Genomic DNA, 21,736 nt, shown 5'->3' with positions numbered 1-21,736 from the left:
GGCTGGATTCCCTCAAAAAGGAACGTCCCAAAAAATGGGACGTCCTGATCTTGAGAGATAGAGAGATTGAAAGAGGAGCAGGCCGCCACCGCAGCCTGCACTGCCTTTTTCAGGCCCCGGTTTCCGGCGTCTTGCGCACCTCGATCTCCAGCCCCGTGGCCGCGTCGATCTTCAGGCCCTTGGGCAGGGGGAACTTCACCGTCTCTTCGATACCGTCCATCTTGCGCACCGACACCGCGCCCAGGCTGCGCACCCGGGCGATCACGTCGTGCACCAGCACTTCGGGTGCAGATGCACCCGCCGTCAGGCCAACGCGGGCCGCGTTGGCAAACCACTCTTCCTTCAGCTCGCCCGCGTTGTCCACCATGTAGGCCGGCGTGCCCAGGCGGGCGGCCAGCTCGCGCAGGCGGTTGCTGTTGGAGCTGGTGGGGCTGCCCACCACAATCACCACGTCCACCTGCGGCGCCAGCACCTTGATGGCGTCCTGGCGGTTCTGCGTGGCGTAGCAGATATCCTGCTGCTTGGGCTGGCGCACCTGTGGAAAGCGCAGCTTGATGGCCGCCATGATGCCGGCGGCATCGTCCACGGACAGCGTGGTCTGCGTGACCACGGCCAGCTTTTCGGTCTGGCGCGGCGCCACGGTAGCCACATCGGCCTCGTCTTCCACCAGGTGGATGCCTTCGGAGAGCTGGCCCATGGTGCCTTCGACTTCCGGGTGGCCCTTGTGGCCGATCATCAGGAACTCGTAGCCTTCCTTGGCCAGCTTGGCCACTTCCACATGCACCTTGGTGACCAGCGGACAGGTCGCGTCAAAGATGGAAAAACCGCGCGCCTGGGCTTCCAGCTGCACGGCCTTGCTCACGCCATGGGCGCTGAAAATCAGGGTGGCCCCAGGCGGCACTTCGTCCAGTTCTTCAATGAAGATGGCGCCCTTGGCCTTGAGGTCGTTGACCACAAAGGTGTTGTGCACGATCTCGTGGCGCACGTAGATGGGTGCGCCAAACTTGGCCAGTGCGCGCTCCACGATCTCGATGGCACGGTCCACGCCGGCGCAGAAGCCGCGCGGCTCGGCCATCAGGATTTCCTTGGCGCCCTGCACCTCAGAGCACCCCGATGATCTTGACTTCGAACGTCACCGGCTGGCCGGCCAGCGGGTGGTTGAAGTCGAACAGCACGGCGCCGTCCTCGCGCACCTGCACCACGGCACCGGCGTACTGACCCAGGCCGTCGGGCGTGGGAAACTGCACCACATCGCCGGCGCTGTACTGTTCGTGCGGGTCGCCCAGCTCGTTCATCAGCTTGCGCGCCACCCACTGCACCATGTCGGGGTTGCGATCCCCAAAGGCAGCGCCCGCAGGCAGCTCGAACGTGGTGTGCGTGCCTTCGGCCAGGCCCAGCAGCTGCTCTTCCATCGCAGGCGAGAGCTCACCCGCGCCCAGCGACAAGGTGGCGGGCTTTTCGCTGAAAGTGTTGATCACGTCACCGGCCGGACCGGCCAGACGGTAATGCAGTGTGAGGAAGGAGCCCGGCTGTACGGTGGGCGCGGATGCGTGGGTGGTGGTCGTCATGGATGTCCCGTTAATCTGCCGCTATTGTAAAAAGCCGCACATGCCCCCGCAGCATCCACGCGCATAGCGTGGTCCGACCGCACTGCCCATGGCCCTCAAAGACCTGCCCACAGACGCCCAACCCCGTGAAAAACTGCTGGCCCGCGGCCCGGCCGCACTGGCCGACGCCGAGCTGCTGGCGATTCTGCTGCGCACCGGCCTGGCGGGCTGCGGGGTGCTGCAACTGGCGCAAAGCCTGCTCGATGCCCCAGGCCGCCACCCGGAGACGGGCCTGCCCCAGGGCGGGTTCGACGGACTGGCCGGTCTGCTGAATGCCAACGCCCAGGATCTGGCCCGCATCAAGGGGCTGGGCCCGGCCAAGCGTGCCGAGCTGCTGGCCGTGATGGAGCTGGCCAAGCGCGCCACCGCCCAGCAGCTGCGCGAGCGCACCGTGTTCACTGACCCGCAGACGGTGCAGCACTACCTGCAGCTGCATCTGGCACCACGCCCGCACGAAGTGTTTGCCGCGCTGTTTCTGGACAGCCAGCACCGGCTGATCGCGCTCGAAGAGCTGTTTCGCGGCACCCTCACCGCCACCGCGGTCTACCCCCGCGAAGTGGTGCTGCGCGCCCTGCACCACCAGGCCGGCGCCGTGATCCTGTCGCACAACCACCCCAGTGGCAGCGTGCAGCCCAGTCCGGCCGACAAGGAGCTGACCCGCACCCTGACCTCCGCCCTGGCCCTGGTGGATGTGCGCGTGCTAGACCATGTGATCGTCGGCCCCGGTGCGGCACTGTCCATGGCCGAAGCCGGCTGGATGTAGCAGCCAGGCAACACCCCGCCCCCGCACCGGCGCAGGCCGCCGCAAGGCGCGGCACCACCATATAATGAGAAAAGCTCTCATTTGCATTCATCTACTCCCATGTCCGCGCCTGCCACCACCGATCCGGTCCACACCCTGTATGTCGACCACGGCAAATGGCTGCACGGCTGGCTGCGCCGCCGGCTCGGGGATTCCCATCAGGCGGCGGATCTGGCCCAGGACACGTTTGTGCGCGTCATTACCGGCCGCCAGGCCCAGGCCATCCTGGAGCCGCGCGCCTACCTGACCACCCTGGCGCAGCGGGTGCTCTACAACTTCTGGCGCCGGCGCGAGCTGGAACAGGCCTGGCTGGATGCCCTGGCCCAGCAGCCGCCCGCACTGGCCCCCTCGGCCGAGGACTATGCCCTGGTGTGCGAAGCCATTCACACCCTGGATCTCTGGCTGGGCGGTCTGCCGCCCAAGGTGCGCCAGGCCTTGTTGCTGCGCCAGCTCGACGGCCTGAGCCACAGCGAGATCGCCACCCGCCTGGGGGTGTCCCTCTCCACGGCCGAGCGCTACCAGAAGCAGGCCTTGCTGCACCTGTGCACCCTGCCCGAGCCGCTGTGGTGATGTCGCCCACACCTGCACTGCCCGGCTGGGCCCTGGAACAGGCCGTGGACTGGCTACTGCGCCTGGATCCGCCCCACCAGGCGGATGCCCAGTTGCAGCAGGCCCTAGAGCAATGGCTGGCGCAGGATCCGCTGCACCGCCAGGCCTGGAACCATCTGCACGCCCGGCTGCAAGGCAGCATGGGTGCGGCCATGTTGCAGCTGCAACGCAGCAGCGCAGGCGTCCACCATGCCAGCCGCCAGGCGCTGCTGGCCCCGCTCCCCACCCAGGCGCGGCGGCGCAAGCTGCTGGGCTCGGGCCTGGCCGTGGTGCTGGCCGGCCTGGGCACGTCCTGGCTGGCCAGCCGCCACACCCCTTTTCCCGCCCTGGTGGCCGATCTGCATACCGGCACCGGGGAACGCCTGCAGCACCAGTTGGCCGACGGCAGCACCTTGCTGCTGGACGCAGGCTCCGCCGTGGACATTGCCTTCAGCAGCACGCAGCGGCTGGTGCAACTGCGTGAAGGCGCGTTGATCGCCCAGGTGGCACGGTTGCCCGGCGTGCTTCGCCCCTTCACCGTGCAAAGCGCCCAAGGCACGGCCCAGGCGCTGGGCACACGCTTCATGGTGCGCCAGCAGTCCGACAGCACCCTGGTGCAGGTGCTGGAGCACAGCGTGCGCATCACCACCGCCAGCGGCCAGCAGCGCAGCTTGCAGCAGGGCGAAAGCGCCCGTTTCACCGACACGCAGATCACCCTGCTGGAGCCCGGCAGCGCCCCCGCCGCCTGGGCCGATGGCCTGATCGATGTGCGCAACCAGCCGCTGGGCGAGGTCATCGATGCGCTGCGCCCCTACCAGCCCGGGCTGCTGCGCATCAGCCCCGAAGCCGCGCAGCTGCGCATCTTTGGCGTGTTTGCGCTGGAGCACCCGCAGCAGGTGCTCCAGGACCTGGTGGACACCCACCCCATCCGGGTGCGCCACTGGGGCCAGTGGCTGACGCTGATCGACCTGGCGCCCCCGCGCACCTGAAGCCAGGGCCGCGCGCGGGCTCCACAGGCCGCACGGCACCGGTACCGCACACCGGATGCCGCCACCTGGTGACTCCGGACTTTCCCGCCCCACCACCCCACCGTCCCAGGCACCGCGGCAGGCCACCCGGGCGGATACGCACACCGCTGCCCCTTGAAAAAAATTTCCATTTCGTGAGGGTTTTGTCACACCCCGTTGGACAGACCAAAGAACCCGCTTTTTTCTCATTGCCCTCACAAGGATGGTCTGCACCATGGTTGCACCGCTCTCGCCCTCTTCTGCATCGCTTGCCTCCCACACGCCGCCCCACCGCCACTCGCCCCTGGTGCTGGCCTTGGCCTGGGGCCTGCTGGCCCAGATCCCGCTCGCCCACGCACAGACCGCCAGGCCGCCTGCATCCCGCAGCGCAGCCGTGCTGCAATGGAATCTGCCCGTCGGCCCGCTGGGCGACACCCTGGCACGCATCGCCCGCGAAGGCAGCCGCCGCATCAGTGCCGACCCTGCGCTGCTGGCCGGCAAGCAGGCAGCCCCCGTGGTCGGTGCACTGAGTGCCGAGCAGGCCGCACAGCGCGCCCTGGCCGGCAGCGGCCTGCAACTGGCCGTGACCACCAGCGGCACCTTGACCGTGGTGCCGGGCAACCCGCCGGCACCGGTCAGCAGCAGCGGCGACAGCCCCACCCTGAAGGAAGTCACCGTCAAGGCCGCGCCGGAACTCAATGGCGTGACCGAGGGCTCTACCAGCTACACCGCCACCGGCCCCAGCCGCATGGCCACCGGCCTGTCGCTGACGCAACGGGAAACGCCCCAGGCCGTCACCGTGGTCACGCAGCAGCAGATCCTGGACCAGAACATGCAATCGCTGGACGACGTGGCCAACGCGGCCACCGGCATCAGCTACTCCAAAAACGGCACCGAGCGCTCGGTCTACTACGCGCGCGGCCTGCAGGTCAGCGACCTGCAGATCGACGGCATGTCGGTCAGCATGTCCGAGAACTACTCGATGGACGCCATGTCCGGCAACAACCTGGTGATCTACGACCGCGTGGAATTCGTGCGCGGCGCCAACGGTCTGATGCAGGGGTCAGGCAACCCGTCCGGTGCCATCAATCTGGTACGCAAGCGCCCTACGCGGGAATTCCAGCTCAAGGGCGAAGTCGGCGCCGGCTCCTGGGCCGACTACCGTGCCCAGGTCGATGTGGCCGGCCCGCTGAACGAAGCCGGCACGCTGCGCGGCCGTGCCGTGGCCTATGCCAACAACGGCAACAGCTACAAAACCGGCTCCGGCAAGGACAACCAGTTGCTCTACGGCATCCTGGAAGCCGACCTGAGCCCCGACACCTTGCTGACGCTGGGCGCCACCGTCCAGCGGGACCGCCACCGCGGCTATGAATGGGGCGGGCTGAACACCCGGCCCGACGGTTCGTTCTACCAGCTGCCCCGCTCCACCTCGCTGGCAGGCCCCTGGGCCCACCTGAACCGCGACAACTACACCCTGTTCAGCGAACTGAGCCACCAGTTCGGCAACGGCTGGAAAGTCACGGGTGCGGTCAATGTGATGCGCTCCAATGCCGACTACCTGGCCTCCTACCCGGCGCGGGTCAGCGGCTCGGACGATCTCTACCGCCTGGTGGCCGTGGACGTGGACTACATCGACAAGCAACTGGCGTTCGACCTCAAGGCCAGCGGTCCGTTCACGCTCTGGGGCCGTGAACACGAGCTGATGCTGGGTGCCAGCCACCGCAAGGATGACTTTGCCTTCCCCATCTATTCGGCCACCAACACACCCATCGTCGACATCACCAACTTCGACTACTGGGCCATTCCCGCGCCCATCATCAACTACGCCAAGCCGGCCAACTACCGCTACCAGCGCAGCGAAAAAGGCCTGTACGCCGCCACCCGGCTGCGCGCCACCGATGCGCTCAGCGCCATCGTGGGCAGCCGCCTGAGCTGGGCCGAATACGATGTCCAAAGCCCTTATGTGAACGAACCCTACGCCACGGGCCGCCAGTTCATTCCCTATGCCGGCCTGGTCTACGACCTGAACGGCCACCACAGCCTCTACGCCAGCTACACCAGCATCTACCAGATCCAGAGCTACTTCGGCCCCGGTGGCCTGCTGGACCCCGTCAAGGGCAGCAACTACGAAACCGGCATCAAGAGCAGCTTCTTCGACGGTCGGCTTCAGACCGCGCTGTCGGTGTTCCAGTCGGAGCTGACCAACCTGCCCGAAGAACTGGACCTCGACCCCAACTGCGGCACCTCCGGCACCAGCAGCTGCTACACCGAAGGCGGCAAGGTGCGCAACCGCGGCTTCGAGATCGAAGCCTCCGGCTCCCCGCTGCCAGGCTGGAACCTGAGCGCGGGCTACAGCTACAGCCACCCCAAGTATGTGCAGGGCAGCAGCCGGGGCACGGACTACGACACCCTCACCCCGCGCAAGCTGCTGAAACTGGCCACCGATTACCGCCTGCCCGGCGGTCACTGGCGTCTGGGCGGCGATGTGCAGATGCAAAGCGGCACCCACAGCAGCCTGCTGCCCAACCTGGCCCAGGGCGGCTACACCCTGCTGAACCTGCACGCCAACTACCAGCATGACCGCCACCTGAGCGTGCAGTTCAATGTGCGCAATGCCACGGACAAGCACTACTACCAGACCATCCCCAGCCGTGCCAACTGGGGCAATCTGATGACCGGAACCCCGCGCAGCTTTGCCGTGACCGTGCGCTACCAGTACTGAGGCTGCGCAGCCTCCACCCGCCAGGGTGCCCGGGCTGTGCCCTCTGGACACCCGTCCCCGTCTGTCGCCGCCACAGGCGGGGAACGACAAAGCCCTGTGTGCCAGCCATGGACTTGGTTTATCCGGTACAAACGGGCTTCCATGATGCTCAAAGCCCATTCCCTGCAGGACCTCCAGCCGCTGCGCCAGCACCTAGCGCAGGCTGCTGCGCGTGCAGAGGCCGAAGCCCAGGCGCGGCGCGAAGCCGCTGCCCGCGTGGAGCGCGAACGCAATCTGTTCGTGCTCAGCGTGGGGGATGTGACCCCGCTGCCCACCCACAACCAGGCCGCTCTGGAAGCGCCGGTGCCCGCGCCCGAACCCATCCAGTTCGTGCTGGACGAGCAGCGCGTGCTGATGGAAGCCATGAGTGACGAGTTCGATGTCAGCACCTTGCTGGACACCGACGACCAGCTAAGCTTCCGCCGCCCCGGCATTGGCACCGATGTGACGCACAAGCTGCGCGGCGGCCAGTGGAGCATCCAGCGCCAGCTGGACCTGCACGGCCTGCGCGTGGACGAGGCACGCGAGGCGCTGGGCCAGTTCATCCGCCTGTCGCACCGCACCGGCCTGCGCTGTGTGCGGGTGGTGCACGGCAAAGGCCTGGGCTCACCGGGCAAGACGCCGGTGCTCAAAGGCAGGGTGCAAAGCTGGCTGGTGCAGAAGAAAGAGGTGCTGGCCTTTGTGCAGGCCCGCCCGGCCGAAGGCGGAGCCGGTGCGCTGGTGGTGCTGCTGCAGCCCGGCAAGCGCTGGGTCCCCGGCGGCTGACAGGACCCTAACGCTTACGTCCTGACTGCCGCGAATGTAGTGGCACAGGCTCGCCACGGTGACGCGCCGAACCCGGCGGCCGCAGCAGTGTCAGTACGCCTGCAGATCGCCAGGGCGTCCACGCACCACCACCGCACGCCCCTTCAGGCGGTCAACTGGCACATGGCCTGCCCGCTTGCAGCGCGGCGGCTGCAAGCTCGGGATCAGAAACACCTCTGGGCTCGCCCTGCGCCGGCACACCTTCGGCAGCCTGCAGCAGGTCCAGATGGGCAAAGCCGATCAGCCGCGCCAGCAACAGATCGGGAAAGCGACCGGCGCGGCGGTTGTAGTCCGCAACCTGGCTGTTATATGCCTGGCGCGCCAGGCCCATGCGCTTGTCGGTGCTGCCCAGGGCTTCGCGCAACTGCAGCATGCGCTCGTCGTCCTGTAACTGGGGATAGGCTTCGGCCTGCTGACGGAACTGGCCCATCTGCCCGTTCAGGCTCTGCTCTGCCATGGCCAGGGCCCCCATGGCGCCGGGTTGGCCGGGGTGCCGGCGGGCGGTACTGGCAGCCCCCTGGGCAATGCAGCGTGCACGGATCACGGCCTCCAGCGTGGCGGCTTCATGCACCATGTGGGCGCGTGCCACCTCCACCAGGTTGGGGATCAGATCGTGGCGGCGCTTGAGTTGCACGTCGATCTGCCCGTAGGCCGTCTCCACCCTGTGGTGCAGCGCACGCAGACGGTTGTAAGCCAAGGCCACCCACAGCAATGCCAGCACAATCACCGCCAGCACGCCCCACCCGCCTGTTGCCATATGCGCCTCCCTCTTGTTGGATGGCGCATCCTAGCGGATACCCTAGCGTCAGCGCGCTACGCTCATCGGTCTTCCGTCCCCGAAATCGGGCCGTCGTTGACCCGCATCAACACCGGCGGCCAGGCAGGCCACCCAAAGCGTCTGCGCCCCCACCACCGCACCGGTCTGGGCGGCAGCGCCGGGTCGTCGGATTCAAACGCCTTTGTTGCGCATCCAGTCGGCCGTCTGGGTGAAGCTGGCTTTCAGGCGTTCGCGCAGCGCCGGGTCCAGCTGCACCTCGCCCATGGCCTGGTCCATGCACGCCACCCACTGGTCACGCTCCAGAATGCCGATGGAAAACGGCATGTGGCGCATGCGCAGGCGTGGGTGACCAAAGCGCTCCACAAAGTGATCGGGGCCGCCCAGCCAACCGCACAGAAACCAGAACAGCTTGTCACGTGCATCCTCCAGCGTGCTGCCATGGGCGGCACGCAGCTCGGTGTAAGCAGGCTCCAGGTCCATCAGGTCATAGAAACGGTCCACCAGGCGGCGCACGGCGGGCTCGCCGCCAATCCATTCGAAGGGGGTGGCAAAAGCGGGTTGGTCGTCAGAAGACATAGCAGCAGAACACGGAAAGCGCCCCGGGCCGCACACGGCGCCTGGAACGAAAAGGCCAAGGGAAAGCGCCGCGGGCAGCGCTGCCACGCCGCAAGGGTTTCCCTACCCCAGGAGTGTAGGCCCTGCCCTGCGGGCTACTTCTCAAACTGGGATTGGCAGGCAATGCAGCGTGCCGCTGCCGGGTGGGCCAGCAGGCGCGGCACGGCAATGGCCTTGCCGCAGTCTATGCACAGGCCGTAGCTGCCCTCCGCCATGCGGGCCAGTGCCGCACGCACCAGCACCAACTCGTCGTGGTCGCGCCGGGCTTCGGCGTCGCTGAGCACCTCGCCGGTCAGGCGCTCCGCCTGTTCTTCCGGGTCATCCACCACCCGGTCATCCGGATCCGCCGCCTGGCGCAGGTGGCTGTGCTGCACGGCTTCCAGCTCCTGCAACAGCACTTCCTTGCGATCCTCCAGGGTCGCGCGCAGCTGCTCACGTTGGGTGGCATTCAAGGTGGTCATGCCGTTCAGCATGCCACGATGGCCTGCTGCCGGTGTGCTTTTTTTCACGTAGGACAGCCTACGTGGTGTGCCCCGCCGCAGGCGCCTTCCAGCCCAGCACCAGCAAGGCCCCGCCGGCCAGCAGCGACAGGGCCAGCGTCAACCCGAAGGCCGCGCCTCCCCACCACTGCATGCACCAGCCAAAGCCCCAGGGAGCCAGCGCCTGGGCAAAGCGCCCGGGCGCGTGGATCCAGCCCATATGGCGGCCGTACCCCGCCGGGCCGTACAGCTGCAGCGGCAGCGTGCCCCGGGCAATGGTCAGCACGCCGTTGCCCGCCCCGTGTACCACACCGAACACCGGTGCCGCCTTGTTGCCCAGCCCCCACAGCAACAGCACCGCGGCCGCATGGGCCAGTGCGGCCAGCCGCGCCGACCACAGCGGCGAAGCGCTGCGCAAGGCCACAAAATCCAGCAGCCGTGCGGCCACCTGAGAAGGGCCAATCAGCGCCCCCACCATCACGGCCTCGCCCAGACTCAGGCCCTGCAGTTGCAGCAACTGGGGCAGGTGCGACGCCACGGCACTGGTGACGAAACCGCAGGCCGCAAAGGCAAAGGCCAGCAAGGCCGTGACGCGCCAGGGCACGGCGGTGGAGGATGCGGAAGTGTCGGCAGGCGCGGCCGCCGCAGTCTGCGTATCCGCCGCTGCCACGTCCGCGGCCCGCACGCCGCGCCCCGGCAGGCAGGCGGCCAGCGGCAGGCCCAGCAGCAGGTGCAGCGCCGCCCAGGCCAGGCAGGCCTCCCGCCAGCCCCAGGCCGTCGCCATCCAGGCTGACAGCGGCCAGCCCACGGTGCTGGCAAAGCCGGCGATCAATGTCACGCCGGTGATGGCCGTCTTGGCGTCACGTCCCTTGATCCGCACGATGGTGGCAAACGCACCTTCGTACAGCCCCAGCGCCATGCCCACGCCCAGCCACAGCCAGGCGGCCCACATCCAGGCCAGCGAAGGCGCCCAGGCCAGCGCGGCCAGACCCAGGGCAAAGACGATGTGGCTGCCCCCCAGCACCTGGCGGCCGCCACGCTGGTCGATCAGCCGCCCGGCCTTGGGCCCCAGCAGCGCCGTCACCACCAGCGCCGCGGAAAACGCCGCGAATACCGCTGGCGGATCCACCGCCAGATCGGCCGCCATGGCCGGTGCCAGCACGGCGGGCAGGTACACGCTGGAAGCCCAGGACAGCGTCTGGGTGCTGCCCAGCAGCAGCACCAATGTCCGGTTGTTCGTCCTGTCCCCGCCCTGTGCCATGGCCTGCCCCGCTGCGTTGCAGCGCCTGATCCTGGAAATGTGAATGCCCCGTGCAGAGGCGACGGGGCATCTTAATCAGTGCCGCTACAGCAACGGGGCCAACCGCCGCTGCGGCTGGCAAACCGGCGACAGCACCGGGCCGTGCCAGGACCGCATCCGCGCCCGACAGGCCCAGGCGCATTGCAGCCGGGGCCAGCCGCTGCATCCCAACAAGCCCTGCGGGCCATCACAAAGCCTATTGCGCGTCCCGCAACGTGGCCATCACCGGGCGGGTGAGCACCTCGCGCAATCCCCACCAGCCGGCGGCCAGTGCCAGCACGGCCCCGGCCAGGGCGCCGGCCAGCGGCACCCACAGCGGCGCAGTCCAGGTGAATTCAAACACCCAGCGCGCCAGCGCCCAGCCCACGGCCACGGCCACAGCGCTGGCCAGGGCGCCGGCCAGCAGGCCCACCCCCGCCAGCTCGGCCCGCTGCACCTGGCGCAGCAAGCCGCTGTGGGCCCCCATGGCGCGCATCAGCGCGTATTCGTGCGCCCGTTCCTCACGGGTTGCCGTGACGGCAGCAAACAACACCACCAGTCCCGCCGCCAGCGTGAAGGCAAACAGGAATTCCACCGCCCGGATCACCTGGTTCAGCACGCCCTGCACCTGGGCGATGGTGGCAGCCATGTCCACATTGGTGATGTTGGGGAAGTCATGTACCAGGGCGTTGTCAAAGCCTGGGGTGTCCGGCGCGCGGTAGGCCGCCAGATAGGTGGTGGCCACGCCTTCGAGCTGTTCCACCGGGAACATCACAAAGAAGTTGGCCCGCATGCTGCCCCAGTCCACCTTGCGCAGGCTGGTGATGCGCGCAGCATGCCGCACCCCGCCCACATCGAAGGTCAGCTGATCGCCCAGCTTCAGCCCCAGGGTGCTGGCAATGCCTTCTTCCACGCTGGCACCATCGGCCTCGCCGGGCGTCCAGCGGCCCGCGGTGATGGGGTTGTGCGCCGGCGCCTCCAGCGCGTTGGACAGGTTGAACTCCCGGTCCACCAGGCGCTGGGCGCGCTCTTCGGCGTAGTCCGCAGGAGCCACATCCCGGCCGTTCACCTGCACCAGCCGGCCGCGGATCATGGGGTACCAGTCGTAGCGGGCCACGCCACCGCGCTGCAGCGCGGCCTGGAAGTCCTGCGCCTGTTCGGGCTGGATGTTGATGACAAAGCGATTCGGCGCATCCGGCGGCGTGGCGGCGCGCCAGCTGGCCACCAGGTCGGTGCGCAGCAGCACCAGCAGCACCAGGGCCAGCAGGCCCACGGCCAGGCTGCTGATCTGCACCACGGCATAGCCCGGCCGGGCCGACAGCTGGCGCGTGGCCAGCACCAGCCAGCGCGGTGCCGTGGCCTCATTGACCAGGCGACGCAAGGCCCGTACCGCCAGCCAGCCCAGGCCTGCAAACAGCAGCGTGGCGGCCGCAAAACCGCCCACGGCGATGCCGCCCAGCTTGGCATCCTGGCTGACTGCCATCAACAGTGCGGCAAACCCGGCCACGCCCACGGCCAGCACGCCCACCGATGCCGACCGCAACGCCCCCAGCTCACGCCGGATCACGCGCAGCGGCGGCACCTGCGCCAGCTGCAGCACCGGTGGCAGGCCAAAGGCCAGCAACAAGGTCAGCCCCATGCCCACGCCAAAGGCCACCGGCCAGCCGCTGGGCGCGGGCAGGCCGGCCTCCACCAGGCCCGCCAGCAGCCAGACGAATACATGGTGCACGCCCCAGCCGATGGCCACGCCGATGGCGCTGGCCACCAGCCCCACCAGCGCGAACTCCAGCGCATAGGCGGCGGCAATGCGGCGCTGCGGTAAGCCCAGCACACGCAGGAGCGCTGCCGTATCCAGGTGGCGAGCGGCAAAACTGCGTGCTGCCAGCGCCACGGCCACGGCCGACAGCAGCGCAGCCAGCAGGGCCACCAGGCTCAGAAACTTCTCGGCCCGCTCCAGCGTCTGCTTCATCTCGGGACGGCCGCTGTCCATGGCTTCCACGCGCAGTCCGTGGTGGGCGGGGTTTTCGACCTCCGCCCTGGCCCAGCGGGCATAGGCGGCGATGGTGCTTTCTGCATCGCCGGCCACGGCCAGGCGATAGGTCAGGCGGCTGGCAGGCTGCACCAGACCGGTAGCAGGGACATCGGCGGCGTGGATCATCACCCGCGGGGCAAAGGCCATGAAGCCTGCGCCCCGGTCAGGCTCCACCGTCAGGATGCGGGCGATGCGCAGACTGGCGTCGCCCAGCAACAGGCTGTCGCCCACATTCAGATTCAGCGCGGCCAGCAGCGGGGCCTCGACCCAGGCGGTGCCAGGTGCGGGAATGTCCTGCGTCACCCCGGCGGGCTGCTCCAGCCCCTGCGCGGTCTGCAGCTGTCCGCGCAGCGGATAGCCGGGCTCCACCACCTTCAGCGCCACCAGCTTGGCCGCGCCACCGTTGACGTCCGGTGCCCGGCCCATGGTGGGAAAGCTGAGCGTCTGCACTATCCGCATGCCGCGCTGGCGGGCCTGTTCGGCAAACACCGCCGGTGGTGCGTTGTCGCTGACCACCACCACATCGCCGCCCAGCAACTGGCGTGCATCGCGCTGCAGGCCGCCTTCCAGCCGGTCGGCAAAGAAGGCCACCGAGGTGAGCGCCGCCACGGCCAGCGCCACGGCAATCACCAGCAGGCGCAGCTCGCCCGCACGCGCGTCGCGCCACAGCGTGCGCCAGCCCAGTTGCAAAAAACCCATGTGCATGGTTCGCACGATAGCGCATGCCCCCATAACCCCAGCCGCCGCTGCGCACCCGTGCGGCGGCGGCCCGCAGTGCCCCCAACTGTCGCGCGGGCGTCAGCCACGGACGCCTGCAGCGCATTCCGAAGTCATTGCCCACACCAGTTCCACCCCGCATTGCTGACAACCGACTGTCCACATGCCACTTGCAGATTGAAGGTATTTATGACGGTTTTGAAATTTTCTTCAGGATGACAAAACCCAGGGTTTCCACTAGACCTTGAAAACAGGCCACCGATGACCATTGCGCCCGCAACAACTTAGATAACTTGGGAGCGTTTCAATCATGGTTTGGCAACAAATCTATGACCCGATGGGCAACATGTGGATTTCCACGCTGTTGGCTGCCATTCCGGTCGTGGTCATGCTGGTGGGTCTTGGCTTTCTGCACATGAAAGCCCATATTGCGGCGGGCGCCGGCCTGGTCGCCGCCCTGCTGATTTCCGTCTTTGTGTACAACATGCCCGCCGACATGGCCGGCCGTGCCGCGCTGTTTGGCGCGTTCACCGGCCTGCTGCCCATCGGCTGGATCGTGCTGAACATCATCTTCCTGCACCAGCTGACCGAACAAAACGGCAGCTTCAAGGTGCTGCAGGACTCCCTGTCCGGCATCACGGAAGACCGCCGCATCCAGCTGCTGCTGATTGCTTTCTCGTTTGGCGCCTTCTTTGAAGGTGCCGCAGGCTTCGGCACCCCCGTGGCCGTGACCGCCGCCATCCTGATCGGCCTGGGCTTCTCGCCGCTGGCCGCTTCGGGTCTGTCGCTGATCGCCAACACCGCTCCCGTGGCCTTTGGCGCCCTGGGTACACCGGTGATCACGCTGGCCAAGGTGCACGGCTACGACCTGATGGAAGTGACGGCCATGATCGGCCGCCAACTGCCCTTCTTCTCGGTGCTGGTGCCTTTCTGGCTGATCTGGGCCTTTGCCGGCCGCAAGGCAATGTGGGAAATCTGGCCCGCCATTCTGGTGGCCGGTGTGTCCTTCGCGATTCCGCAGTACCTGGTGTCCAACTTCATGGGCCCCGAGCTGGTGGACATCATCGCCGCCCTGGTCTCCATCGCCAGCCTGGTGGGCTTCCTGCGTGTGTGGAAACCCAAGACCATCTGGACCTCGGCCGCCATCCGCGGCAAGGACATCAGCGCTTCGGAAGCCAAGCCGCCCCAGCCCCGCGTGCAACACAGCAAGAGCGCGCTGATCGCTGCCTGGACTCCCTGGGTCATCCTGTCGGTCTTCGTGTTCATCTGGGGCATGCCTCCGGTCAAGGCCTGGCTGAACAGCCTGTTCGCCCCCGCCTTCCCCATGGTCGGCCTGCACAACCTGATCGAGAAGATGCCTCCCGTGGTGGCTGGCCCGACCAAGGAAGGCGCTGTCTACACGCTGAACCTGCTGTCGGCCACCGGTACCGCCATCCTGCTGGCCGCGATCGTCAGCGCCTTCGTGATGAAGTACAACCCGGTCGCCATCGTGCGCACCTTCTTCAAGACCATCTGGCTGGTGCGTTTCTCGCTGCTGACCATTGTGCTGATGCTGGCCCTGGGTACGCTGACACGCTACTCCGGCACCGACACCACCCTGGGTCTGGCCTTTGCCAACACCGGCGTGTTCTACCCCTTCTTCGGCACCTTGATGGGCTGGCTGGGCGTGGCACTGACGGGTTCGGACACCGCTTCGAACGTCCTGTTCGGCGGCATGCAGAAGGTGGCTGCCGAGCAGCTGGGCCTGTCGCCCAACCTGATGGGCGCGGCCAACAGCTCCGGCGGCGTGATGGGCAAGATGATCGATGCACAGTCCATCGTCGTGGCCTCCACCGCCACCCGCTGGTTCGACCGTGAAGGCGACATCCTGCGCTATGTGTTCTTCCACTCGATCGCACTGGCCTGCCTGATGGGCCTGTTCGTGACGCTGCAGGCGTATGTCTGGCCGTTCCACCTGATGGTCGTCCACTAAGCATCTGGCTTGCACCAGACAAAAGGCCCATGCGCACTGCATGGGCCTTTTTTTATTACCGGCTGCCGCAGGGCTGCGGGCAAGGACCTCAGGCGGCCGCCACCGTGCGCGCCAGCACCCGGCCCGGGCGGGCGCCCGTACAGGCCTGCGCCTGGTAGACCGGCTGGCCGTTGACCAGCACCCAGTCAATGCCCTCGGCCGCCTGCTTGGGCTGGTCGTAGCTGGCACGGTCCCGCACGGTGACCGGGTCAAACACCGTCAGGTCGGCAAAACAGCCCGGCGCCACCTGGCCGCGTTGCGCCAGGCCGAAGACGCTGGCCGTCAGGCCCGTCATCTTCCACACCGCAGTCTCCAGCGGGAACAGGCCCACGTCGCGGCTGTAGTGGCCCAGCACGCGGGGGAAGGTGCCCCACAGGCGGGGGTGGGGCTGCTCCCCGGTGGGAATGCCATCGGAGCCGATCATCGTCGGCTCGAACGCCAGAATGCGCTGCACATCCGCCTCGTCCATGCTGAAGTAGATGGCGCTGGCCGGCTGCAGGCGCGCCGAAGCCTCGGCCCGTGACACGCCCCACAGCGCGGCAATATCCCCCAGCTCCTGGCCGCGCATCTCCGGGTGGCTGCCGCTGGAAGCAATCACCACCTTGCCCTGCAAGCGCGCCTCGTCCAGGTGCAGCATGGTGGAGCTGGCGTTGTAGGGGTAGCAGTCCAGCGCCACGCACTGGCACTGCATCTGTTCGGCAATGCGCGCCAGCGTGGCCGTCGATTGGCCGAAGTTGGGCTCGCGCATCAGCTTGTGGTGCGAAATCAGCACCGGCGTGTCCACCGCCTCGCCAATGGCAAAGGTTTCCTCGATGGAGGCCATGCAGCCTTCGGCCTCGTTGCGCATGTGCGTCACATACAGCGCCTGGCGGGGCCCCAGCGGGCGCGACACGCCAATCACCTCGTCGGTGCTGGCCGCCGCCGAAGGCGGGTAGTAGGTGCCGGTGGACATGCCCACAGCGCCTGCGTCTAGGGCCTCCTCCAGCAGGGCCTGCATGGATTGCACTTCCGGCGCGGTGGCACTGTGCCCCAGATCGTCCATGCTCAGCACGCGCAGATTGGCATGGCCCACCATGGGCACCACGTTGACGGCGGCCGGCTGGGCCTTCAGCGCATCGACATAGCCCCGGAAAGTGGGAAAGCTCAGGCTGCCGTCGCCCAGCAGGTTCAGCGGCGCGGGCAAGGACTGGCCCGCGCGCATGGGCGCCAGGCTGATGCCGCAGTTGCCGGTGACCACCGTGGTCACCCCCTGCGAGACCTTGAAGACCATGTCCGGCTGGCACAGCACCGCGTGGTCGTCGTGGGTGTGGGCATCGATAAAACCGGGCGCCACGATCTTGCCCCGGGCATCGATGCGCAGCCGTGCCGGCTGCCCCTGCAGATCCCCCAGTGCCACGATGCGGTCGCCGACCACCCCCACATCGGCCCGGAAGCGCGGGCGTTTGCTGCCGTCAATGACTTCGCCCCCTTCGATCAGCACATCCCAGATGCCGTCAGGCAAGGCCTGTTCCGTTTGCAGTTCCATGTCCAGCGTCCTCAATCGATGCGCGCGCCGCTCTTGCGCACGATGTCCTGCCAGGTGCCGCGCTCGCTGCGCACCAGCTCGGCAAAGGCCTGTGGCGTGCCGCCCAGCGGCACAAAGGCAATCTTGGCCAGTTGCTCGCGCACCTCGGGATCGGCCAGCACCGCATTCATTTCCTTGTTGACCCGCTGCACCGCCTCGGCAGGGGCACCCGGCGGCATCACCAGACCGCCCCAGGCACGCACTTCGAACTGGGGCAGCCCGGATTCGGCCACCGTGGGCAGATCGGGGAAGGTGGCCAGGCGGGTGCGCGAGGTCACCGCCAGGGCATGCAGGCGCTTACCCTGCACCATGGGCCCCACGGAGGCGATGTTGTCGATCAGAAAGTCCACATTGCCGGCGACCAGGTCATTGATCGCCTGCGGAGCGCCCTTGTAGGGCACATGCAGCGCCTGGATGCCGGCCTGCACCTTGAACATTTCAGCCCCCAGGTGGCCCGACGTGCCGTTGCCGCCCGACGCAAAGGTCAGCTGCCCCGGATGCTGCTTGGCGTAGCCCACCAGCTCCTGCACCGTCTTCACCGGCAGGCGCGGCGACACCACCAGCAGGCTGTGGGTAGACACCAGACCGATCACCGGCAGCAGTTTGGCCGGGTCATAGGGCAGGTTGGCGAACAGAAACTGGTTGGTGGCCAGCGTGGCGTTGTTGGCATAGCCCAGGGTGTAGCCGTCGGGCACGGCAGTCATCACGGCCTGCATGCCGATGTTGCCGGCAGCACCTGGGCGGTTGTCGACCACCACGGCCTGGCCCAGGCGCTTGGACAGGGCATTGCCCAGCAACCGGGTGACGATGTCCGGGCTGCCGCCTGCCGCCGAAGGCACGATCACGCGCAGCGGCTTGCTGGGCCATTCGGCGGCCTGGCTGGCCAGACACCAGCTCCAAGCCAGGGTGGCGACAGCGGCCACGGCGGTGCGACGCAGAACCTGATTTTTCATGGAAAGACTCCGAGAGGGGGGTAGGAGAGGGGGAGAAAAAGAAAGACGGATCAGCGGAAAGCGCGCACGGCATTCCCCCTGCCCGGCCGCAGCCGGGCATGCAGCCCTTGCCGGGCCTGGGGTTCCCAAGGAATGCAGCACCGCAGCACGGCTGCGGTCACGCCACTGCGCTCAGGCGCTGGTGCGGCCGCTGGCAGCCTGCCAGGCGCTGTAGGCAGCCACGACATCGGTCAGGCCAATGCCCACCGACTTGAACACCACGATGTCCTGGGCGCTGCGGCGCCAGGGGGCCTCGCCGCGGTAGAGCTGGGGCAGGTCCACCACGTCGGCCTCCGTCAGCACCCCGGCCGACAGGGCCTGCACCACTTCGCCGGCTTCGACCAGACTTTGCGGCTTCCATTCCACCAGCAGCCGGCCGGCGCGGCGGAACGTGGCATCGTCCAGTTCCGAGCCATTCGGCAGGCTGGTGCCCATCGCCACCACCACGGCGCCGGGCTTGAGCCATTCGCCGTCCAGCACGGGCTTTTTGGAGCGGGACGCCGTCACCACCAGATCGGCATCGATCACGGCAGCCTGTGGCGTGCACAGCTGGGCATCGACGCCCATGCGCTGGCCAAAGGCCTGCACCCAGGCGGCGTCGCCCGCTGGGTCGACAAAGCACACCTGCTGCAGATCGAATTCCTCGCACAGCACTTCGGCCTGGGTACGGCCTTGCAGGCCGGCACCAAACACCGCCAGCTTGCGGGGGGCCGTGATGCCTGCCGTGGCCTTGCGTGCCACCAGGCGGGTCAGTGCGGCCGTGCGAAACCGTGTCAGCTCATTGGCTTCCAGCACAGCCAGCGGCTTGCGCTGGGCGGTATCGAACAGGTTCACCAGAAAGCTGAACTGCCCGTCCACGGTGATATAGGACTTCACGGCCGCGGCGTGGCGGGCCTGCCAGATGCCGCCCATATTGCTCAGCTTGGCAGGGCCGCAGTCGATGCGGTGGCGCGCCTGCACCGCCGCTTCGCCTAGCGCCAGATCGGCAAAGGCAGCGTCCAGCGCATCCACCAGCGGACCATGCTGCAGCAAGGTGCCGACTTCGGCGTCGGTGATCAAAGGAAGACCCTGGGACATGTTCAATTCAACTTTCTCTCGCACATCAACCTGCGGACATCGGCAGGCAGAAGCGGTCGATGCAGACTTCATGCCCAAAACCCGGTAAGCCTCCAATTTATGGCATGGCCAATGCGCTGGGCAAACCAAAGATTCTCATTGCAGCATCAATTGAATTCATGCAACCCTGTCTGGTGCACGACGCGCCACACCCGGCAAAACCCTGCCCCAGCGTGGCCCACAACCGGATCCGCAACCTGTGCACTGCAGCATTGGATGCACCAAATCAATGCATACCCAACAACCTCCCGCGGCGCCGGCTCCTCCCCAGCTCAGGGAATGGCCATAGGCGGGCGGATGCTGTCCAGCCATTCACAGAATTTGCGCAACGCGGGCTGGCCGCTTTTCCAGCGGGGAAAGCGCAGGTAATAGGCTTTGGAGGACGTCCATGAGACCTCGGACAGCCGCTGCAGCTGTCCGGTCTGCAGTGCCGCATCGGCAATGTAGCCGGGCAGCAAGGCCACCCCCAGGCCTGCAATCGCCCCGTTGAGCGCCATGGACAGCAGGTCGTAGCGCGAGCCCCGCGCGCAGTGCTCCAGCTGTACCTGCTGCGCCAGCCCCGCCACCTCCAGCCAGCCGGGCCAGGCCTCCATCAAGGTGTTCTGGTGGATCAGGGGCACGCTCTGCAGCAGCTGTGCCAATGGCTGTCCCGCATGCTCCGCCAGCAGCAAGGGCGCGCCATAGGGGTGCACCACCACATCGGCCACCTTGTGGGCACACAGCTCCGGCGTGGCACCAGGGCTGAATTCCACCGCCGCATCGTGGCGCATGCTGGAGAAATCGACCTCGCCGATGTGCATGGAGATGTTCAAGGTCACCTCCGGGTGCCGGGCCAGAAAGCCGCCCAGGCGCGGCAGCAGCCAGTAGGTGCCAAAGCTGGAAGCCGTGCTCAGGTTCAGCATGCCGCCTTGCTCCCCCTGCATGCGGATGCTCTGGGTGGCCCGTTCCAGCTGCTGCAGCGCCAGCAGCACATCATTCCAGTACGCCCGTCCGCAAGGTGTCAGCACCAGACCGCTGCGCTTGCGCTCGAACAGGGGCACACCCAAGTCCTCCTCCAGCTTCAGTATCTGGTGGCTGACGGCGCCTTGCGTCAGATGTACCTCCTGTGCCGCGCGCGTGAAAGAGCCCAGGCGGGCGCTGGCGTCCAAACAGCGCAAGGCCGTGAGACTGGGAATTCCCCGCCCCACACCCACCGACGGAACGGCGGGCGTGGCGGGCAAGGGGCGCGGGGCATCAGTAGTCATGGCATGCGGAAGGTGGGGACTGCACCGGCAGCCACCATGCTCCGGTTTCAGCGCCAAGCTTACCGCCAGCCTCTCCGGTTCTGTCCGGGCAGCAGGCACAAAAAAACCGGCGCGGGAGGCCTCCCGGCGCCGGTCGGAGCCTGGCACCGCCTGGTGCCTGCCCTGTACCGATCAGGTGTTCTGGCTCACCGTGATGGTGGGGAACTTGGCCGAGAAGTCCTTGGCCTTCTGTGCCACCTTCACCGCCACGTCGCGTGCCAGCTTCTTGTAGATCTGGGCGGCTTCGCTGTCCGGCGAGGCCACCACCGTGGGCGTGCCGCTGTCGGCCTGCTCACGGATCTGCATGGACAGGGGCAGCGAGCCCAGGAAGTCGATGTGGTAGTCGGCCGCCATCCGGGCGCCGCCGCCGTTGCCGAAGATGTGTTCCACATGGCCGCAGTTGCTGCAGACATGCATGGCCATGTTCTCGACCACGCCCAGAATGGGCACGCCCACCTTCTCGAACATCTGGATGCCCTTCTTGGCGTCCAGCAAGGCAATGTCCTGCGGCGTGGTCACCACCACGGCGCCGGTCATCGGCACGCGCTGGCTCAGGGTCAGCTGGATGTCACCGGTGCCGGGCGGCAGGTCGATGATCAGATAGTCCAGGTCTTTCCAGTTGGTCTGGCGCAGCATCTGCTCCAGCGCCTGCACCGCCATGGGGCCGCGCCAGATCATGGCCTGGTCGTTGTCCACCAGCAGACCGATGGACATCACCTGCACGCCATGGTTGATCTTGGGCTCCATGGTCTTGCCGTCCGAGCTCTCGGGCTTGCCGGACACGCCCAGCATCATGGTCTGGCTGGGCCCGTAGATGTCGGCATCCAGCACCCCGACGCGCGCACCTTCGGCGGCCAGCGCCAGCGCCAGATTGGCCGCGGTGGTGCTCTTGCCCACGCCGCCCTTGCCCGATGCCACGGCGATGATGTTCTTCACGCCCGGCAGCAGCTGCACACCGCGCTGCACCGAGTGCGACTGGATCTTGGTGGAAATGTTGACCGAGACATTGTCCACGCCCGCCAGCGTCTTGGCGGCCGCGATGAAGGCGCGGCGCAGCTCGGGCACCAGGCTCTGGGCGGGGTAGCCCAGTTCCACATCAAATGCGACATCCCCACCGCTGATCTGCACATTGCGCACGGCACGGGTGCTGACAAAGTCTTTGCCGGTATGGGGGTCCTGGACGCTGGTCAGCGCCGCCAGCAGGCTGGATTCGGTGAGTGACATTCTTCTGGAGGTTCGAAGGGGAACGTTTGTTGTACGTATGGGTCGATTAGTCTATCGAAGCACAGCACCCCCTGCGC

18 protein-coding genes are annotated in these 21,736 nt (G+C 67.3%); 6 read left to right on the top strand and 12 right to left on the bottom strand.

What is annotated here, in order from left to right; translation table 11 throughout:
• Positions 1-109 precede the first annotated feature (109 nt).
• Together ispH and QM470_RS11870 are read right to left on the bottom strand one after the other, a co-directional pair.
• Positions 110-1,099, bottom strand: a complete 990-nt coding sequence (ispH, locus tag QM470_RS11875) for a 4-hydroxy-3-methylbut-2-enyl diphosphate reductase (RefSeq protein WP_172591863.1) — start codon at positions 1,097-1,099, stop codon at positions 110-112.
• 1 nt (position 1,100) lies between these two features.
• Positions 1,101-1,568: an FKBP-type peptidyl-prolyl cis-trans isomerase gene (locus tag QM470_RS11870; RefSeq protein ID WP_218332731.1), complete on the bottom strand. Its 468-nt coding sequence runs from the start codon at positions 1,566-1,568 to the stop codon at positions 1,101-1,103.
• A gap of 88 nt (positions 1,569-1,656) precedes the next feature.
• On the opposite strand from QM470_RS11870, the gene radC reads away from it, so the two are divergent.
• The 5 genes from radC to QM470_RS11845 all read left to right on the top strand — a co-directional run bounded on the left by radC (position 1,657) and on the right by QM470_RS11845 (position 7,530).
• Positions 1,657-2,370, top strand: coding sequence for a RadC family protein (radC, locus tag QM470_RS11865; protein ID WP_066539343.1), 714 nt, complete (start codon positions 1,657-1,659; stop codon positions 2,368-2,370).
• Positions 2,371-2,469: 99 nt separating this feature from the next.
• Positions 2,470-2,979 (top strand): sigma-70 family RNA polymerase sigma factor, encoded by a 510-nt coding sequence (locus QM470_RS11860; protein WP_283339426.1) that lies wholly within the window; start codon positions 2,470-2,472, stop codon positions 2,977-2,979.
• Positions 2,979-3,986 (top strand): FecR family protein, encoded by a 1,008-nt coding sequence (locus QM470_RS11855; RefSeq protein WP_283339425.1) that lies wholly within the window; start codon positions 2,979-2,981, stop codon positions 3,984-3,986. The genes QM470_RS11860 and QM470_RS11855 overlap by 1 nt, the downstream gene beginning before the upstream one ends.
• Positions 3,987-4,239: 253 nt before the next feature.
• Positions 4,240-6,726: a TonB-dependent siderophore receptor gene (locus QM470_RS11850; protein ID WP_283339424.1), complete on the top strand. Its 2,487-nt coding sequence runs from the start codon at positions 4,240-4,242 to the stop codon at positions 6,724-6,726.
• A 141-nt stretch (positions 6,727-6,867) separates the two neighbouring features.
• Positions 6,868-7,530 carry a Smr/MutS family protein gene (locus QM470_RS11845; protein WP_066539347.1) on the top strand — a complete coding sequence of 221 codons (663 nt, stop codon included), beginning with the start codon at positions 6,868-6,870 and terminating at the stop codon, positions 7,528-7,530.
• A 151-nt stretch (positions 7,531-7,681) separates the two neighbouring features.
• Here QM470_RS11845 and QM470_RS11840 read toward each other — a convergent pair whose 3' ends face one another.
• The 5 genes from QM470_RS11840 to QM470_RS11820 all read right to left on the bottom strand — a co-directional run bounded on the left by QM470_RS11840 (position 7,682) and on the right by QM470_RS11820 (position 13,457).
• A complete protein-coding gene (locus QM470_RS11840) occupies positions 7,682-8,326 on the bottom strand; it encodes a LemA family protein (protein ID WP_283339423.1) in 645 nt (214 codons plus the stop codon).
• Positions 8,327-8,518: 192 nt separating this feature from the next.
• Positions 8,519-8,923, bottom strand: a complete 405-nt coding sequence (locus QM470_RS11835; RefSeq protein ID WP_218332736.1) for a group II truncated hemoglobin — start codon at positions 8,921-8,923, stop codon at positions 8,519-8,521.
• Positions 8,924-9,057: 134 nt separating this feature from the next.
• On the bottom strand, positions 9,058-9,423 hold the full coding sequence (locus tag QM470_RS11830) for a TraR/DksA family transcriptional regulator (protein WP_218332737.1): 366 nt from the start codon (positions 9,421-9,423) through the stop codon (positions 9,058-9,060).
• A 58-nt stretch (positions 9,424-9,481) separates the two neighbouring features.
• The gene (locus tag QM470_RS11825; RefSeq protein ID WP_283339422.1) at positions 9,482-10,702 is read right to left on the bottom strand and encodes an MFS transporter; all 1,221 of its coding nucleotides are present in this window, start codon (positions 10,700-10,702) and stop codon (positions 9,482-9,484) included.
• Positions 10,703-10,937: 235 nt separating this feature from the next.
• Positions 10,938-13,457, bottom strand: coding sequence for an ABC transporter permease (locus tag QM470_RS11820; RefSeq protein ID WP_283339421.1), 2,520 nt, complete (start codon positions 13,455-13,457; stop codon positions 10,938-10,940).
• Between the two features lie 322 nt (positions 13,458-13,779).
• Here QM470_RS11820 and QM470_RS11815 point away from each other — a divergent pair, with 322 nt between their 5' ends.
• Positions 13,780-15,441: an L-lactate permease gene (locus QM470_RS11815; protein ID WP_283339420.1), complete on the top strand. Its 1,662-nt coding sequence runs from the start codon at positions 13,780-13,782 to the stop codon at positions 15,439-15,441.
• Positions 15,442-15,529: 88 nt separating this feature from the next.
• On the opposite strand, the gene QM470_RS11810 is transcribed toward QM470_RS11815, so the two are convergent.
• The 5 genes from QM470_RS11810 to apbC form a co-directional block, all read right to left on the bottom strand.
• Complete coding sequence (locus QM470_RS11810) at positions 15,530-17,005, bottom strand: N-acyl-D-amino-acid deacylase family protein (protein WP_283339419.1); 1,476 nt, start codon at positions 17,003-17,005, stop codon at positions 15,530-15,532.
• An 11-nt stretch (positions 17,006-17,016) separates the two neighbouring features.
• Positions 17,017-17,997 (bottom strand): Bug family tripartite tricarboxylate transporter substrate binding protein, encoded by a 981-nt coding sequence (locus QM470_RS11805; RefSeq protein WP_283339418.1) that lies wholly within the window; start codon positions 17,995-17,997, stop codon positions 17,017-17,019.
• Between the two features lie 171 nt (positions 17,998-18,168).
• On the bottom strand, positions 18,169-19,113 hold the full coding sequence (locus QM470_RS11800; RefSeq protein ID WP_283339417.1) for an ornithine cyclodeaminase family protein: 945 nt from the start codon (positions 19,111-19,113) through the stop codon (positions 18,169-18,171).
• A 311-nt stretch (positions 19,114-19,424) separates the two neighbouring features.
• Positions 19,425-20,396 carry a LysR family transcriptional regulator gene (locus QM470_RS11795; protein WP_283339416.1) on the bottom strand — a complete coding sequence of 324 codons (972 nt, stop codon included), beginning with the start codon at positions 20,394-20,396 and terminating at the stop codon, positions 19,425-19,427.
• 171 nt (positions 20,397-20,567) lie between these two features.
• The gene (apbC, locus tag QM470_RS11790; RefSeq protein WP_283339415.1) at positions 20,568-21,659 is read right to left on the bottom strand and encodes an iron-sulfur cluster carrier protein ApbC; all 1,092 of its coding nucleotides are present in this window, start codon (positions 21,657-21,659) and stop codon (positions 20,568-20,570) included.
• Between the last annotated feature and the right edge of the window lie 77 nt (positions 21,660-21,736).

The organism is Comamonas sp. 17RB, assembly GCF_030056555.1.
Taxonomy (GTDB): domain Bacteria; phylum Pseudomonadota; class Gammaproteobacteria; order Burkholderiales; family Burkholderiaceae_C; genus Comamonas; species Comamonas terrigena.
The sequence above is the reverse complement of the archived record's forward strand: the minus strand, read 5'-3'. Positions and strand labels throughout refer to the sequence as shown.